Genomic DNA, 14,973 nt, shown 5'->3' with positions numbered 1-14,973 from the left:
TTGAGGTCGGTCGTCACAACCCGTACCCCAGCACCCTCCGCCCTGAAATCACACCCGTGTCATTCGGACTTACTCATCTAGCGGCCGCGCAGCCACTACCGTCGTGGCCACCCCGACCTCAGGAGCCTGACCACCCGTGCGCGAGTACGCCGTCGTCTGCCTCACCGCGGCGCTGGTCACCTTCCTGACCACGCCCGTGGTGCGGGTGCTGGCGATGCGCCTGAAGGTGGTCTCCGCCGTCCGCGAGCGCGACGTGCACGTCATCCCCACCCCGCGCGGTGGCGGCGTGGCCATGTACGCGGGGGTGGCGGCCGCCGTCCTGGTGGCCAGCCGGCTGCCGGCGCTGCAGCGGACCTTCGAGGACTCCCAGACCTACGCGGTGCTGGTCGCCGGTGGGCTGATCTGCCTGCTCGGGGTGCTCGACGACCGCTTCGAGATCGACGCCCTCACCAAGCTGACCGGCCAGATCGCCTGCGCCGGGGTCATGGTGCTGCTCGGCGTGCAGCTGCTGTTCGTCTTCCTGCCCTTCGCCGGGATCGGCACGCTGTCCCTGGGTGACGTCGGCGTCCCGCTGACCATCCTGGTGACGGTCCTGGTGGTCAACGCGCTGAACTTCATCGACGGCCTGGACGGGCTCGCCGCCGGGGTGTCGGCGATCGCGGCGCTGGCGCTGTTCGCCTACAGCTACAACCTCGGGCTGGTCGGCTACGACGACACCGCCTCCGCGCCCGCCCTGATCACCGCGGTCCTGGCCGGGGCGTGCCTGGGCTTCCTGCCGCACAACTTCTCCCCGGCCCGCATCTTCATGGGCGACTCCGGCTCCATGATGGTCGGGCTGATGCTGTCGGCCGCCGCCGTGTCGGCCACCGGCCGGGTCGACTCGCAGAGCTTCGACTCCGCGGCCAGCGTGCTCCCGCTGGCCCTGCCCCTCCTGGTCCCGCTGGCGGTGCTCTTCATCCCGTTCACCGACCTGGTGCTCGCGGTCGTGCGGCGCACCCGCAAGGGCCAGTCCCCGTTCAGCCCGGACAAGATGCACCTGCACCACCGGCTGCTGTCGATCGGGCACTCGCACCGGCGTGCGGTCCTGATCATGTACTTCTGGGCGGCGCTGCTGAGCTTCGGCGCCATCGCGCTGTCCATCTCCGGCGGCACCGTCGAGGTGTTGGTGGTGATCGGGGCGCTGCTGGTGGTGGGGGTCGTCGTCGTCCTCAGCCCGCGGGCCCGGCGGGCCGAGCGGACGGCGGCGTCGGTGGCCGCCTCGGAGACCCGGGTCGCCCGGGCCGGTCGCCGGTGGGGACGGCGGCCCGCCCGGTCCGGTCAGGTGGGCGCCGTACCGTCACGGGCAGGAACGCCCACCCGCGCCCCCGACCCCACCGGAGCACCCCGATGACCCAGCCCGCCGTCCGCCGCGGACCGCGCAGCGCGGCCGGGCCCTGGGACCTGTCCTTCCTGCGGGTCGGCGCGCTCGTCACCGGAGGTCTCGCGGCGGTGGCCGTGCCGGTCGTCGGCCTGACCGCCGGGTGGGCGGCCGCCCTCGGCGTCGTCCTCGGGGCCGCGATCACCACGGCCTTCTTCTGCCTGTCCGGCTACGCCATCGCCTGGGCCGGCAAGATCGACGACTCCTTCACCCTGCCCGCGGCCCTGGGCGCCTTCGTGGTGAAGGTGATCGGGTTCGCCACCCTGCTGCAGGCCCTGCCGGCCGACGGAACCCCGGACCGGGTGGCCACCGCCTGGGCGGTGCTGGTCGGCGCACTGGTGTGGAGCGGGGTCCAGGCGCGGTGGGTGTGGACCCGCCAGCTGTACTACACGACCCCGCCCGCACCGCCGGCCGCATCACCCGATCCGGCAGTTCTGCCACGAGCTGTAGAACACCCCGGTCAGGGTCGCACAGGCGGCTGATAGTGTCCGAATCGATGGACATCGCCTCCACGAAGAACGGTGGCCGCGGCCGTCACCCCTCCTCGTCCGACGACGCGCACCCCAGCGGTGCCGACATCGGGTGGGGGATCACCGGGACCCTGCTGTCCGGGTTGATCGTCTGGGGAGGCGCCGGCTGGCTGCTGGACCGGTGGCTGGACACCCGCGTGTTCGTCGTGATCGGCATGCTGCTCGGGCTCGCCTCGGCCATCTACCTGGTGGTCACGAAGTACGGCGGAGCCACCGACCAGCCCGTGTCGATCAGCACCACGAGCTACAGCAAGATCAGCTCCAAGAGCTACACGAGCTACCGCAGGACCCCGGGCGGACGACGGAGCCGGCCACGGGCGCAAGAAGTGACGCAGAAGGGACACCGGTGACCTCCAGCGCCCACGCGCTCGCGAGCGTGCTCGCAGTCGAGAGCGACTCTGGCGGCGGCTTCGTGTCGCCGACCATCGAGGAGTTCTACCCGCCGTCGCTGGCGGAGTTCTCGCTGCTCGGCATCGACTTCACGATCACCCGCATCACGATCATCTCGTTCATCGCCACCGCGGCGATCCTGCTCTTCATGGTGCTGGCCACGCGCAACCCGACCATCGTGCCCCGCAAGGCGCAGTGGTTGATGGAGAGCGGCTACTCGCTCGTCCGGGACAACCTGGGTCGCGACGTCATCGGCCCGCGGTACAAGCCCTTCGTGCCGTTCCTGGGTGCGCTGTTCTTCTTCATCCTGGCGAACAACGCGATGAGCATCATCCCGTTCTTCCAGATCTCGCCGATGAGCAAGTTCGCCTACCCGTTGGTGCTGGCGATCCTGGTCTACATCCTCTACAACGTCGTCTCGATCAAGAACAAGGGCCTCGGCGGCTACCTCAAGGAGGTGGCGATCCCATCGGGGGTGCCGATCCCGTTCCTCCTGCTGGTGACCCCGATCGAGCTGCTGCAGATGTTCATCATCCGGCCGTTCACGCTCGCCGTGCGTCTGTTCGCGAACCTCTTCGCCGGACACATGCTGCTCGTCGTCTTCTCGCTCGGCACGGTCTACCTGCTGGGCAAGTTCGACGAGAACTACTCGGTCATCTTCGCGCCGTTCAGCTTCCTCATGGCACTGTTCATGACCTTCTTCGAGGTGCTGGTGATCGTGCTGCAGGCCTACGTCTTCACCGTGCTGACCGCCACCTACCTCAACGGAGCCGTCGAGAAGGCCCACTGAGGCCTGCTCGATCCACAGACGCACCACCCCGCCAGCCACCCGGGACCATCCCGGGTGACCGACACAGGAGGAACACCCCGCAATGGACGTTCTGGCAGAGCTCACCGGCAGCATCGGTTCGGTGGGCTACGGCCTCGCCGCCATCGGCCCCGGCATCGGTGTGGGCATCGTGTGGGCCGCCTACATCCAGGCGACCGCGCGCCAGCCCGAGTCCGCCGGTCTGACCCGTACCTACGCCTTCCTCGGTGCCGCCCTGTCCGAGGCGCTCGCGCTCATCGGCCTGGTCGTCCCCTTCATCTTCGGTTCCTGATCCCTTCCCAGGGATCGTCCACGAGACCCGTTGGAGGTGACGTCAGGTGAATCTCTTCGCTGCTGAGGGCGAACCCAACCCGTTGCTGCCGCCCGTCGGCGAGATCATCGTCGGGCTGATCACGTTCGCGATCCTGGCGTTCGTCGTCATCAAGTTCGTCTTCCCGATCATCGAGAAGACGTTCCAGGAGCGACGCAACGCCATCGAGGGCGGCATCGAGCGGGCGGAGGCCGCCCAGGCCGAGGCCAAGGCCGCGCTGGAGCAGTACCGCGCCCAGCTCGCCGAGGCCCGCACCGAGGCCGCGCAGATCCGCGACGCCGCCCGGGCCGAGGGCCAGCAGATCCTCGAGGAGCTGCGCACCCAGGCCCAGGAGGAGTCCGCCCGCATCGTCGCCCGCGGCGAGGAGCAGCTCGCTGCCTCCCGCCAGCAGGTGGTCAACGAGCTGCGCGGGCAGATCGGCTCGCTGGCGGTCACGCTGGCCGGCCGGGTCGTGGGGGAGTCCCTCGAGGACGACGCCCGTCGACGCGGCACCGTGGACCGGTTCATGGACGAGCTGGACGCCATGTCGTCGTCCACCCCGGCCACCGGCACCGGCGGCAGCACGGTCTACACGCCCGAGGGCAACCGCTGATGCAGGCGGCCAGCCGGGAGGCGCTCGCCACCTCGCGCGAGCGCCTGGGTCTGCAGACCGGGTCGCAGCAGGGCAGCCGGGCCGACGGCCAGGCGTTGCTCGGGCTGGCCGACGACCTGTTCTCGGTCGCCCACGTGCTCAGCGGTCAGGTCTCGCTCCGGCGGGCACTGGCCGATGCGTCCGTGCGGCCCGACGACCGGGCCGGCCTCGCGGACCGGCTGCTGCGCGGCAAGATCGGCGACGGCGCGCTGGACGTGGTGCAGACCGTGGCCCGCCAGCGCTGGTCGCGTCCCCTGGACCTGGTCGAGGCGGTCGAGACGCTGGCCACCGACGTCGCGCTGGACGCGGCGCAGGCCCGCGGGGAGCTCGACACCGTCGAGGACGAGCTCTTCCGGTTCGGCCGGATCATCGACGGCGACGCCGCACTGGCCCGCCTGCTCGGTGACCCCGCTGCCGACCGCCAGGGCAAGACGGCGCTGCTGGACCGGCTGCTGGCCGGCAAGGTCTCGCCGATCACCGAGCGGCTGGTGCGCAACGCGCTGACCAGCCAGCACGTGCACAACGCGGCCAACGCCGTCGAGCGGATCTCCGAGGCGGCCTCGGCGCGGCGCGGCCAGTCGGTCGCGCACGTGACCAGCGCGGTCGAGCTGGACGCCGCCCAGCAGCAGCGGCTGACCGCCATCCTCGAGCGGACCTACGGGCGCACCATCGGCCTGCAGGTCCAGGTCGAACCGGCGATCATCGGCGGCCTGGTCATCCGGGTCGGCGACGAGATCGTCGACGGCAGCATCGCGCACCGGCTGGAAGCTGCCGGCCGGCGCTTCGCCGGCTGAGCCGCCCGGTCGGCCGAGCAGGCCGACCACCGACCGCACCACCCCAGACAGCACCTGAGCAGGGAAGAGGACACCCGGGCCATGGCCGAGCTCACGATCTCCGCGGACGAGATCCGCAGTGCCATCCAGAACTACGTCACCGACTACGACACCGATGTCTCCCGCGAGGAGGTCGGCACCGTCACCGAGGCCGGCGACGGCATCGCCCGTGTCGAGGGCCTGCCCTCGGTCATGACCAACGAGCTCCTGGAGTTCGAGGGCGGCGTGCGTGGCCTGGCCCTGAACCTCGACGTGCGCGAGGTCGGCGTCGTGGTCATGGGTGACTTCGCCGCGATCGAGGAGGGCCAGACGGTCCGCCGGACCGGCCAGGTGCTCTCGGTGCCGGTCGGCGACGGCTTCCTCGGCCGCGTCGTGGACCCCCTCGGCGTGCCGATCGACGGCGCCGGCGACATCCAGAGCACCGAGCGCCGCGCCCTGGAGCTGCAGGCCCCCTCGGTGGTCCAGCGCCAGTCGGTGCACGAGCCCCTCGCCACCGGGATCAAGGCCATCGACGCCATGACCCCGATCGGCCGCGGCCAGCGCCAGCTGATCATCGGCGACCGCCAGACCGGCAAGACCGCGATCGCGATCGACACGATCATCAACCAGAAGGCCGCCTGGGCGACCGGTGACCCGCAGCAGCAGGTCCGCTGCATCTACGTCGCGGTGGGCCAGAAGGGCTCCACCATCGCCGGGGTCAAGGCCGCGCTGGAGGACGCCGGCGCGATGGAGTACACGACCATCGTCGCCTCGCCCGCCTCGGACTCGGCCGGCTACAAGTACATCGCCCCCTACACCGGCTCGGCCATCGGCCAGCACTGGATGTACGAGGGCAAGCACACCCTGATCGTGTTCGACGACCTGTCCAAGCAGGCCGAGGCCTACCGCGCGGTGTCGCTGCTGCTGCGTCGTCCCCCGGGCCGCGAGGCCTACCCCGGCGACGTCTTCTACCTGCACTCCCGCCTGCTGGAGCGCTGCGCGAAGCTGTCGGAGGAGCTCGGCGGCGGGTCGCAGACCGGCCTGCCGATCATCGAGACCAAGGGCAACGACGTCTCGGCGTACATCCCGACCAACGTCATCTCGATCACCGACGGCCAGATCTTCCTGGAGACCGGTCTGTTCAACTCCGGTGTCCGCCCGGCCATCAACGTGGGCATCTCGGTGTCCCGCGTGGGCGGCTCGGCGCAGACGAAGGCGATGAAGGCCGTCGCCGGTCGCCTGCGCCTGGACCTGGCCCAGTTCCGCGAGCTGGAGGCCTTCTCCTCCTTCTCCTCGGACCTGGACGCCTCCTCCCGCGCCACCCTGGACCGCGGTCAGCGCCTGGTCGAGCTGCTCAAGCAGGGCCAGTACGCGCCGTTCTCCCTCGAGCGCGAGGTCGTCTCGCTGTGGCTGGGCACCCGGGGCAAGCTCGACGTCGTCCCGGTGCCCGACGTGCGCCGCTTCGAGGGCGAGTTCCTCGAGTTCCTGTCCCGCGGTGACTCCGGGGTGCTCGACGCGATCGCCAACTCCAAGAAGCTCGAGGACGACACCGTCGGGAACCTCGAGTCCGCGGTGGAGGCCTTCTACGGCCAGTTCACGACCAGCGACGGCGAGTCGCTGCAGGTGAACGAGCCCGAGGTCGAGGCGATGGACGCGTCGCAGCGCGGCCAGGAGCGCGTCCAGGTCAAGAAGAAGGCCTGACCCGTGGCTGCCTCCCTCCGCGCGCTGCGGCGCCGCATCCGCTCCACCCGGTCGACGAAGAAGATCTTCTCGGCCCAGGAGCTGATCGCCGGTGCCCGCATCGTGCGCGCCCAGAACCGGGTCGAGGCCTCCAAGCCCTACGCCCGGGAGATCACCAAGGTGCTCTCGGCGTTGGCGTCCTCGGCGAGCCTGGACCACCCGCTGCTCACCGAGCGGGAGAAGCCGGGTCGGGTGGCGGTGCTGGTCATCACCTCCGACCGCGGCTTCGCCGGCTCCTACAACGTCAACGTGCTGCGCCGTACCGAGGAGCTGCTCGGCCTGCTGCGCAGCGAGGGCAAGGACCCGGTGCTCTACGTCGTCGGCCGCAAGGGCGAGACGTACTACCGGTTCCGCGACCGTGCGGTCGAGGAGACCTGGACCGGCTTCTCCGAGCAGCCCGGCTACGCCGACGCGCAGGCGGTCGGCAGCACCCTGATCAAGGCCTTCACCGCCGGTGAGGACGACGACCAGGGCAACGCCGACGGCATCGACGGCGTCGACGAGCTGCACATCGTCTACACGGAGTTCCGCTCGCTGCTGGCCCAGGTGCCCGTGGCCAAGCGGATGGCTCCCCTCGAGGTGGAGGAGGTGGAGGAGTTCGAGCACGAGCGCGAGGACGCGGCAGCCGGTCAGAGGTCGACCGACATCCCGACCTCGTACGAGTTCGAGCCCTCCGCCGAGTCGCTGCTGGACGCGCTGCTGCCGAAGTACATCAGCACCCGCATCTACGCCGCGATGCTCGAGTCCGCGGCGTCGGAGTCGGCCTCCCGCCGCCGGGCGATGAAGTCCGCCTCGGACAACGCCGAGGAGCTGGCCAAGAACCTCTCCCGGCAGGCGAACGCGGCCCGCCAGGCCGGCATCACCCAGGAGATCAGCGAGATCGTCGGCGGCGCCGACGCCCTCGTGTCCAGCGGGTCGGACATCTGACCCGTGACGACCACCTCTCAGACGCGACAGACCACGCAGTCGAGCGCGCCCCACACCAGCCAGGAGAAGCAGCGATGACCCTCACCGAGGACCGTCCGAGCACGAGCGAGACCACCGGCTCCGGCCGCGTCGTCCGGGTCACCGGCCCGGTCGTCGACGTCGAGTTCCCCCGGGACTCGATGCCCGAGCTGTTCAACGCCCTCAAGGTCGACGTCACCCTCGCCGACCTGGGCAAGACGCTGACCCTCGAGGTCGCCCAGCACCTGGGTGACAACGTCGTCCGCACCATCTCGATGGCGCCCACCGACGGCCTGGTCCGCGGCGCCGAGGTGCGCGACACCGGCTCGGCCATCTCGGTGCCGGTCGGCGACCAGGTGACCGGCCACGTGTTCAACGCGCTCGGCGAGTGCCTGGACACCCCCGGCTACGGCGAGGACGGGCTGCGCTGGACGATCCACCGCCACGCACCCAAGTTCGACCAGCTCGAGGGCCGCACCGAGCTGCTCGAGACCGGCATCAAGGTCATCGACCTGCTCACGCCCTACATCAAGGGCGGGAAGATCGGCCTGTTCGGCGGTGCCGGCGTCGGCAAGACGGTCCTCATCCAGGAGATGATCCGTCGCGTCGCCCAGGAGTTCGGTGGCGTGTCGGTGTTCGCCGGTGTCGGCGAGCGCACCCGTGAGGGCAACGACCTCATCACCGAGATGACCGAGTCCGGGGTCATCAACTCGACCGCGCTGGTCTTCGGCCAGATGGACGAGCCTCCGGGCACGCGTCTGCGGGTGGCCCTGTCGGCCCTGACGATGGCGGAGTACTTCCGCGACGAGCAGGACCAGGACGTGCTGCTCTTCATCGACAACATCTTCCGGTTCACCCAGGCCGGGTCCGAGGTCTCCACGCTGCTGGGCCGCATGCCCTCCGCCGTGGGGTACCAGCCGACCCTGGCCGACGAGATGGGCGAGCTGCAGGAGCGGATCACCTCGACCCGAGGCCGGTCCATCACCTCGCTGCAGGCCATCTACGTGCCCGCCGACGACATCACCGACCCGGCTCCGCACACCACCTTCGCCCACCTGGACGCCACGACGAACCTGTCGCGGCCCATCTCGGAGAAGGGCATCTACCCGGCCGTGGACCCGCTGGACTCCACCAGCCGGATCCTCGACGCCCAGTACGTCGGGCAGGAGCACTACGACACGGCGTCGGAGGTCAAGCGGATCCTGCAGCGCTACCAGGAGCTCCAGGACATCATCGCGATCCTCGGCATCGACGAGCTCGGTGAGGAGGACAAGGTCACCGTGAACCGGGCCCGTCGCATCGAGCGCTTCCTGTCCCAGAACATGTTCGTGGCCGAGGCCTTCACCGGGCAGCCGGGCTCCTACGTGCCGCTGACCGAGACCCTGCAGGCGTTCAAGGCGCTGACCCAGGGCGAGTACGACCACGTGCCGGAGCAGGCCTTCTTCATGTGCGGTGGCCTCGAGGACCTCGAGGCGAACGCCGCCAAGCTCAAGAAGTAGCTCCACCAGCACCGACCGACGGCCGGTCACCCCTCGCGGGGTGGCCGGCCGTCGTCGTCCCGGGTGTCCGAGGGCGGTTCGACCTGCGTCGGGCAGGTCGCCGGAGTCCCACTATGATCGCCGTCGAGGGCGACGCGGTGCGGCGTGGCCGATCTCCCGCTGACCCACCCCACCCGTTCGGGTGGACATCGCCGTCAACGCTCGGCGCGGGGCAGCGTTCGTCCGATGATCATCGCAAGGAGCACCGAGGCACCCCGGTGCGCGGCAGGAGAAGACAGCGTGGACGACAGCCCGCAGCTCGCAGCGACCCCGGTCGCCGGCGCGGAGCCGATGCTGACCCCCGCCGGGACGCCGACCGAGGACCACCCGTCGGGTCCGCTGGCGTCCCTGGGCACCGGTGACGAGTCCGACTGGTGCTGGCCGCCCTACGCGCCGCCCCCGCCGGCCGACGTCCCGCGCTTCGACATGGCCGAGTGGGCACCGAGCTCGACGGTCCGCCGCCCGCTGGTCCGCCTGGGCCGCTGGACCCTGCTCTACCGCCGGGGCTGACGCCCGCGCCGGGCCGGCCCGCCCGGGCCCGTATGCTGGAGACCGATCCGTCACCGCGAGGTGACCAGCTCGCCGGTTCGACCGGCGGACCCCGAGGAGTGTCGTGGCGACCCTGCAGGTCGAGCTCGTGGCCGTGGAGCGCAAGATCTGGTCCGGTGAGGCGACGATGGTGATCGCCCGGACCACCGAGGGAGAGCTCGGCGTGCTGCCCGGCCACGCGCCGCTGCTCGGTGAGCTCGCGCCCGGTGGCGTCGTCACCATCCGCGTCGACGGCGGCGAGGACCTCGTCGTCGCCGCCCACGGTGGGTTCCTGTCGGTGACCGAGCAGGGTGTGTCCATCCTGGCCGAGACCGCCGAGATCGCGACCGAGATCGACGTCGAGCGGGCCCGCCAGGCGCTGAGCCGGGCAGAGGGCGCCGCGGACGACGACGAGGAGGCGCTCGCCGCCGCCCGTCGCGCCCAGTCCCGCCTCCGCGCCGCCGGCCAGGCCGCCTGAGACCCGCGACCGCGACGACCGAGGACCGGGGCCCGTGGCGCTGAGCACCGTGCTGCTGGTCCTCGTCGCGGTCCTGGTCGTCGCGCTGGTCGCGACGTTCCTGCTGCGCCGCCGGTTCCTGCTCAGCGGCCTGGGCGCCGTCACCATGTGGCTGCGCCCGGTGGGTGCACCCCGCTGGTCCGTCGGTGTCGCCTGGTATTCCGGTGAGGAACTGCTCTGGTACCCGGCGCTCTCGCTGTCGGTCCGCCCGACCCAGCGGCTGTGCCGCACGGAGTTCCACGTCGAGGGCCGGCGGCGGCCCACCGTCGAGGACGGTGCCGTGCCCGCCGACAGCCAGGTGCTGATCTGCCGCACCGGCGGCGGCCCCCGGGAGCTGGCCATGGACCCCTCGACGGTGACCGGCTTCCTGTCCTGGATCGAGTCCTCGCCGCCGCTGGGCCGCTGACCCGCTACTCCTGCGCGGCGGCCGCCCGCTGGGCGTGGGCGCCGCTGTGCGCGCCGGGCTCCCACAGCACGTCACCGCCCGGGTTCGCCTCCCGGGACAGGATGAACAGCAGGTCCGACAGCCGGTTGAGGTACTTCGCCGTCTCCTCGTTGGTGCGCTCCGCGTCGGCCTCGAGCAGGGCCCAGACCCGGCGCTCGGCCCGCCGGGCGACGGTGCGCGCCTGGTGCAGGAACGCGGCCAGCGGCGTCCCGCCGGGCAGGATGAACGAGTTCAGCTTGGGCAGCTGCTCGTTGTGCTCGTCGCAGGCCGCCTCCAGCCGCTCGGTGTAGGCGGCGGTGATCCGCAGCGGCGGGTACTCCGGGTTCGGGGTGATCGGCGTGCACAGGTCGGCCCCGACGTCGAAGAGGTCGTTCTGCACGCTGCGCAGCAGCTCGGCCAGCGGCGCCGGGGGTGACCCCAGCGCGAGCGCCAGGCCGAGCACCGAGTTGGTCTCGTCGACGTCGGCGTAGGCGGCCAGCCGGACGTCGGTCTTGGCCACCCGGCTCATGTCGCCCAGGTGGGTCTGCCCGGCGTCGCCGGTCTTGGTGTAGATGCGGGTGAGCCGGACGGTCATGCCCGCAGCGTATGCGGGGTGGTCTCCTACTGTGGAGCGGTGGACTGCTTCGAGGTGACCGGCGGGACGTCGCTGCGCGGACGGGTGCGGGTGACCGGCGCGAAGAACAGCGCGCTCAAGCTGATGGCTGCGGCGCTGCTGGCCAGCGGCCGGACAACGATCGAGGAGGTCCCCGACATCCTCGACGTGACGATCATGAGCGAGGTGCTGCGCCGGCTGGGCTGCGGCGTGGAGTTCCAGCGCTACACCGACGGCCGGGGCGGGGGCGGTGGCCGGGTCGTCGTCGACGTCCCGGAGATGCCCTCCAGCGAGACCGACTACGACCTGGTGCGCCGGATGCGGGCCTCGATCAGCGTCCTGGGCCCCCTGGTGGCCCGCTGCGGGCAGGCCAAGGTGGCGCTGCCCGGTGGCGACGCGATCGGCTCCCGCGGGCTGGACATGCACGTGGCCGGCCTGGAGCGGCTGGGCGCCACCGTGCGCAGCGAGCACGGCTTCCTGATCGCCACCGCCCCGCGGCTCATCGGCACCTCCATCTGGTTGGACTTCCCGTCGGTCGGCGCCACCGAGAACCTGGTGATGGCCGCGGTGCTGGCCGAGGGCACCACGGTCGTGGACAACGCCGCGCGCGAGCCCGAGATCGTGGACATCTGCCAGATGCTGAGCGAGATGGGCGCGCAGATCTCCGGTGCCGGGTCCTCCACGATCACCGTCGAGGGCGTCACCGAGCTGCACCCGGTCACCCACACCACCGTCCCCGACCGCATCGTGGCCGGCACCTGGGCGATCGGTGCGGTGATGACCCGGGGCGACGTCGTGATCGAGCGCGCAGCCCCCGAGCACCTGTCGGTGGCGCTGGACAAGCTGCGCGCGGCCGGTGCGACCGTCGAGCAGGTCGAGGGCGGCGTCCGGGTGGCGATGGTCGAGCGGCCCACCTGCGTCGACGTCGTCACGCTGCCCTTCCCCGGCTTCCCGACCGACCTGCAGCCGATGGCCGTCGCGCTGGCCGCGGTGTCCACCGGCACCGCCCTGATCACCGAGAACGTGTTCGAGGGCCGCTTCATGTTCGTCAACGAGCTGGTCCGGCTGGGCGCCGACGTGCGCATCGACGGCCACCACGCCGTGGTCCGCGGCCGGGAGCGGCTGTCCAGCGCACCGGTGCTGGCCACCGACATCCGGGCCGGTGCCGGCCTGGTGCTGGCCGGGTTGTGCTCCGACGGGGTCACCGAGGTGGCCGACGTGCACCACGTCGACCGCGGCTACCCCGACTTCGTGGAGCAGCTGCGCGGGCTGGGCGCCACGATCGAGCGGACCCACCGCGACCGCGACACCTGAGCGGCCGGCTCAGCCGTTCTGGAAGGTGCCGGCCAGGGCGCGGGCGCGGCCGGCGTCCTCCGGGAAGACCAGGACGTCGGCGCGGTGCGGGGCCGGGTACCGGATCGTCGAGCGGATCCCGGCGTCGGACAGCACCGCTCGCAGCGCGAGCGCGGACTCCTTGCGGGTCAGCGTCGCGACCCGGGTGAGCAGGCCGTCCTCGGCGGAGGGCCGCTTGGTGGGCTTCGGGCTGCTGGACGCGAACGCCCAGCGCAGGAACACCGCCAGGACGACGAGCACCAGGAACGCGATGGCCGGGCCGACCGCGTAGTGCAGGCTGCCCGCATCGATGGGCACAGCGGTCTCCTCCCCGTCGGTGGACCGCCCCCGAGTGTGCCACCGCGTGAGCTGTTCGACATCGTGGTTACCGGCCGGTAGCCCTACACTCCGCGGACATGCCGAACCCTTCAGCGCCGAAGGACCGCGACCGCCCCTGGGTCATGCGCACGTACGCGGGCCACTCGTCCCCGGCCGAGTCCAACGCCCTGTACCGCCGCAACCTGGACAAGGGGCAGACCGGCCTGTCGGTGGCCTTCGACCTGCCCACCCAGACCGGCTACGACCCCGACCACGAGCTGGCCGCCGGCGAGGTGGGCAAGGTGGGCGTGCCGGTCAGCCACATCGGCGACATGCGTGCGCTGTTCGACGGCATCCCGCTGGACGAGATGAACACGTCCATGACGATCAACGCCACCGCGATGTGGCTGCTCGCGCTGTACCAGGCCGTCGCCGAGGAGCACGGCCACGACGTCGCCGCGCTGACCGGGACGACGCAGAACGACATCGTCAAGGAGTACCTGTCGCGGGGGACCTACGTGTTCCCGCCGGCGCCGAGCATGCGGTTGATCACCGACATGGTCGCCTACACCGTCACCGCGCTGCCCAAGTGGAACCCGACCAACATCTGCAGCTACCACCTGCAGGAGGCCGGCGCGACGCCCGTGCAGGAGATCGCCTACGCGATCAGCACCGCGATCGCCGTCCTGGACTCGGTGCGCGACTCCGGCCAGGTGCCGGCCGAGCGCTTCGGCGAGGTCGTCGCCCGGATCTCCTTCTTCGTCAACGCCGGGGTCCGGTTCGTCGAGGAGATGTGCAAGATGCGCGCCTTCGGTCAGCTGTGGGACGAGCTGACCCTCGAGCGCTACGGCGTGCAGGACTCCAAGCACCGCCGCTTCCGCTACGGCGTGCAGGTCAACTCCCTGGGCCTGACCGAGGCGCAGCCGGAGAACAACGTGCAGCGGATCGTGCTGGAGATGCTCGCGGTCACGCTGTCCAAGGACGCCCGGGCCCGCGCCGTGCAGCTGCCGGCCTGGAACGAGGCGCTGGGCCTGCCCCGGCCCTGGGACCAGCAGTGGTCGCTGCGGCTGCAGCAGGTGCTCGCCTTCGAGACCGATCTGCTGGAGTACGACGACCTGTTCACCGGCTCGGTCGTCGTCGAGGCCAAGGTCGCCGAGATCGTCGAGGGCGCCCGGGCCGAGATCGCCCGGGTGCAGGAGATGGGCGGCGCGGTCGCGGCCGTCGAGTCGGGCTACATGAAGGGCCAGCTGGTCGGGTCGCTGGCCGAGCGTCGACGCCGGATGGAGTCCGGGGACGACGTCGTGGTCGGGGTCAACAAGTTCACCTCCACCGAGCCCAACCCGCTCACCGCCGACCTGGACACCGCGATCCAGACCGTCGACCCGGCCGTGGAGGCCGCGGCGCAGGAGGCGCTGGTCCGGTGGAGGGCCGACCGGGACGACGCCCGGGTGGCCGCGTCGCTGGACGCGCTGCGCACCGCGGCCGGCACGACCGAGAACCTGATGACCGCCAGCCTGGAGTGCGCCCGCGCCGGCGTCACCACGGGGGAGTGGGCCGGGGTGCTGCGCGAGGTGTTCGGGGAGTACCGGGCACCCACCGGGGTCTCGGCCGCGAGCACCGGCGAGGCCGACGTGTCCCTGGCCGACGTCCGCGAGCGGGTCCGGGCGACCGGCGAGGAGCTCGGTGGGCGGCTGCGCTTCCTGGTCGGCAAGCCCGGCCTGGACGGGCACTCCAACGGCGCCGAGCAGATCGCCGTCCGGGCCCGGGACGCCGGCTTCGAGGTGGTCTACCAGGGCATCCGGCTGACCCCGGCGCAGATCGTCTCGGCCGCGGTCGAGGAGGACGTGCACGTGGTGGGCCTGTCGGTGCTGTCCGGCTCGCACCTGCAGGTCGTGCCCGCGGTGCTCGAGGGCCTGCGCGCGGCGGGTCTGGACGACGTCCCGGTGGTGGTCGGCGGCATCGTGCCCGACGCCGACGCGCGGCGGTTGAAGGAGCAGGGCGTGGCCCGGGTGTTCACCCCGAAGGACTTCGGGATGACCGACATCATGGGCCAGATCGTGGACGTCGTCCGCGAGGCCAACGACCTCTAGAAGGACCCC

At 71.4% G+C, this 14,973-nt stretch carries 17 protein-coding genes; 15 read left to right on the top strand and 2 right to left on the bottom strand.

What is annotated here, in order from left to right:
* Positions 1-136 precede the first annotated feature (136 nt).
* The 13 genes from UXQ13_RS06460 (at position 137) to UXQ13_RS06400 (ending at position 10,593) form a co-directional block, all read left to right on the top strand.
* On the top strand, positions 137-1,390 hold the full coding sequence (locus UXQ13_RS06460) for a glycosyltransferase family 4 protein (RefSeq protein WP_336391967.1): 1,254 nt from the start codon (positions 137-139) through the stop codon (positions 1,388-1,390).
* The gene (locus UXQ13_RS06455) at positions 1,387-1,899 is read left to right on the top strand and encodes a hypothetical protein (RefSeq protein ID WP_225234811.1); all 513 of its coding nucleotides are present in this window, start codon (positions 1,387-1,389) and stop codon (positions 1,897-1,899) included. The genes UXQ13_RS06460 and UXQ13_RS06455 overlap by 4 nt, the downstream gene beginning before the upstream one ends.
* A 14-nt stretch (positions 1,900-1,913) precedes the next feature.
* Positions 1,914-2,297, top strand: coding sequence for an AtpZ/AtpI family protein (locus UXQ13_RS06450; RefSeq protein ID WP_225234812.1), 384 nt, complete (start codon positions 1,914-1,916; stop codon positions 2,295-2,297).
* Positions 2,294-3,127, top strand: a complete 834-nt coding sequence (atpB, locus tag UXQ13_RS06445) for a F0F1 ATP synthase subunit A (RefSeq protein WP_336391966.1) — start codon at positions 2,294-2,296, stop codon at positions 3,125-3,127. The genes UXQ13_RS06450 and atpB overlap by 4 nt, the downstream gene beginning before the upstream one ends.
* Positions 3,128-3,209: 82 nt before the next feature.
* The gene (atpE, locus tag UXQ13_RS06440; RefSeq protein WP_055765746.1) at positions 3,210-3,437 is read left to right on the top strand and encodes an ATP synthase F0 subunit C; all 228 of its coding nucleotides are present in this window, start codon (positions 3,210-3,212) and stop codon (positions 3,435-3,437) included.
* A 46-nt stretch (positions 3,438-3,483) separates the two neighbouring features.
* Positions 3,484-4,068 (top strand): F0F1 ATP synthase subunit B, encoded by a 585-nt coding sequence (locus UXQ13_RS06435; RefSeq protein ID WP_225234814.1) that lies wholly within the window; start codon positions 3,484-3,486, stop codon positions 4,066-4,068.
* Positions 4,068-4,901 (top strand): F0F1 ATP synthase subunit delta, encoded by an 834-nt coding sequence (locus tag UXQ13_RS06430; protein ID WP_225234815.1) that lies wholly within the window; start codon positions 4,068-4,070, stop codon positions 4,899-4,901. The genes UXQ13_RS06435 and UXQ13_RS06430 overlap by 1 nt, the downstream gene beginning before the upstream one ends.
* Positions 4,902-4,982: 81 nt before the next feature.
* On the top strand, positions 4,983-6,620 hold the full coding sequence (gene atpA, locus UXQ13_RS06425) for a F0F1 ATP synthase subunit alpha (RefSeq protein ID WP_225234816.1): 1,638 nt from the start codon (positions 4,983-4,985) through the stop codon (positions 6,618-6,620).
* Between the two features lie 3 nt (positions 6,621-6,623).
* Entirely contained in the window at positions 6,624-7,586 is a 963-nt protein-coding gene (locus UXQ13_RS06420; RefSeq protein WP_225234817.1) for a F0F1 ATP synthase subunit gamma, read from the top strand.
* A gap of 74 nt (positions 7,587-7,660) precedes the next feature.
* Positions 7,661-9,103: a F0F1 ATP synthase subunit beta gene (gene atpD, locus UXQ13_RS06415; protein WP_225234818.1), complete on the top strand. Its 1,443-nt coding sequence runs from the start codon at positions 7,661-7,663 to the stop codon at positions 9,101-9,103.
* A 279-nt stretch (positions 9,104-9,382) separates the two neighbouring features.
* Positions 9,383-9,652, top strand: coding sequence for a hypothetical protein (locus UXQ13_RS06410; RefSeq protein ID WP_225234819.1), 270 nt, complete (start codon positions 9,383-9,385; stop codon positions 9,650-9,652).
* A gap of 103 nt (positions 9,653-9,755) precedes the next feature.
* Positions 9,756-10,148, top strand: coding sequence for a F0F1 ATP synthase subunit epsilon (locus UXQ13_RS06405; RefSeq protein ID WP_225234820.1), 393 nt, complete (start codon positions 9,756-9,758; stop codon positions 10,146-10,148).
* A 34-nt stretch (positions 10,149-10,182) separates the two neighbouring features.
* Entirely contained in the window at positions 10,183-10,593 is a 411-nt protein-coding gene (locus UXQ13_RS06400) for a DUF2550 domain-containing protein (protein WP_225234821.1), read from the top strand.
* Between the two features lie 4 nt (positions 10,594-10,597).
* Here the strand turns inward: UXQ13_RS06400 and UXQ13_RS06395 are convergent, their stop codons facing one another.
* A complete protein-coding gene (locus UXQ13_RS06395) occupies positions 10,598-11,206 on the bottom strand; it encodes a cob(I)yrinic acid a,c-diamide adenosyltransferase (RefSeq protein WP_336391965.1) in 609 nt (202 codons plus the stop codon).
* Positions 11,207-11,245: 39 nt separating this feature from the next.
* Here UXQ13_RS06395 and murA point away from each other — a divergent pair, with 39 nt between their 5' ends.
* On the top strand, positions 11,246-12,538 hold the full coding sequence (gene murA, locus UXQ13_RS06390) for a UDP-N-acetylglucosamine 1-carboxyvinyltransferase (protein WP_225234823.1): 1,293 nt from the start codon (positions 11,246-11,248) through the stop codon (positions 12,536-12,538).
* Positions 12,539-12,547: 9 nt separating this feature from the next.
* On the opposite strand, the gene UXQ13_RS06385 is transcribed toward murA, so the two are convergent.
* A complete protein-coding gene (locus tag UXQ13_RS06385; RefSeq protein ID WP_225234824.1) occupies positions 12,548-12,874 on the bottom strand; it encodes a hypothetical protein in 327 nt (108 codons plus the stop codon).
* A 98-nt stretch (positions 12,875-12,972) separates the two neighbouring features.
* Here UXQ13_RS06385 and UXQ13_RS06380 point away from each other — a divergent pair, with 98 nt between their 5' ends.
* Positions 12,973-14,964 carry a protein meaA gene (locus UXQ13_RS06380; RefSeq protein WP_225234825.1) on the top strand — a complete coding sequence of 664 codons (1,992 nt, stop codon included), beginning with the start codon at positions 12,973-12,975 and terminating at the stop codon, positions 14,962-14,964.
* Positions 14,965-14,973 lie beyond the last annotated feature (9 nt).

Origin of the sequence: Klenkia terrae, assembly GCF_037083865.1 — a bacterium.
GTDB lineage: Bacteria > Actinomycetota > Actinomycetes > Mycobacteriales > Geodermatophilaceae > Klenkia > Klenkia terrae.
The sequence above is the reverse complement of the archived record's forward strand: the minus strand, read 5'-3'. Positions and strand labels throughout refer to the sequence as shown.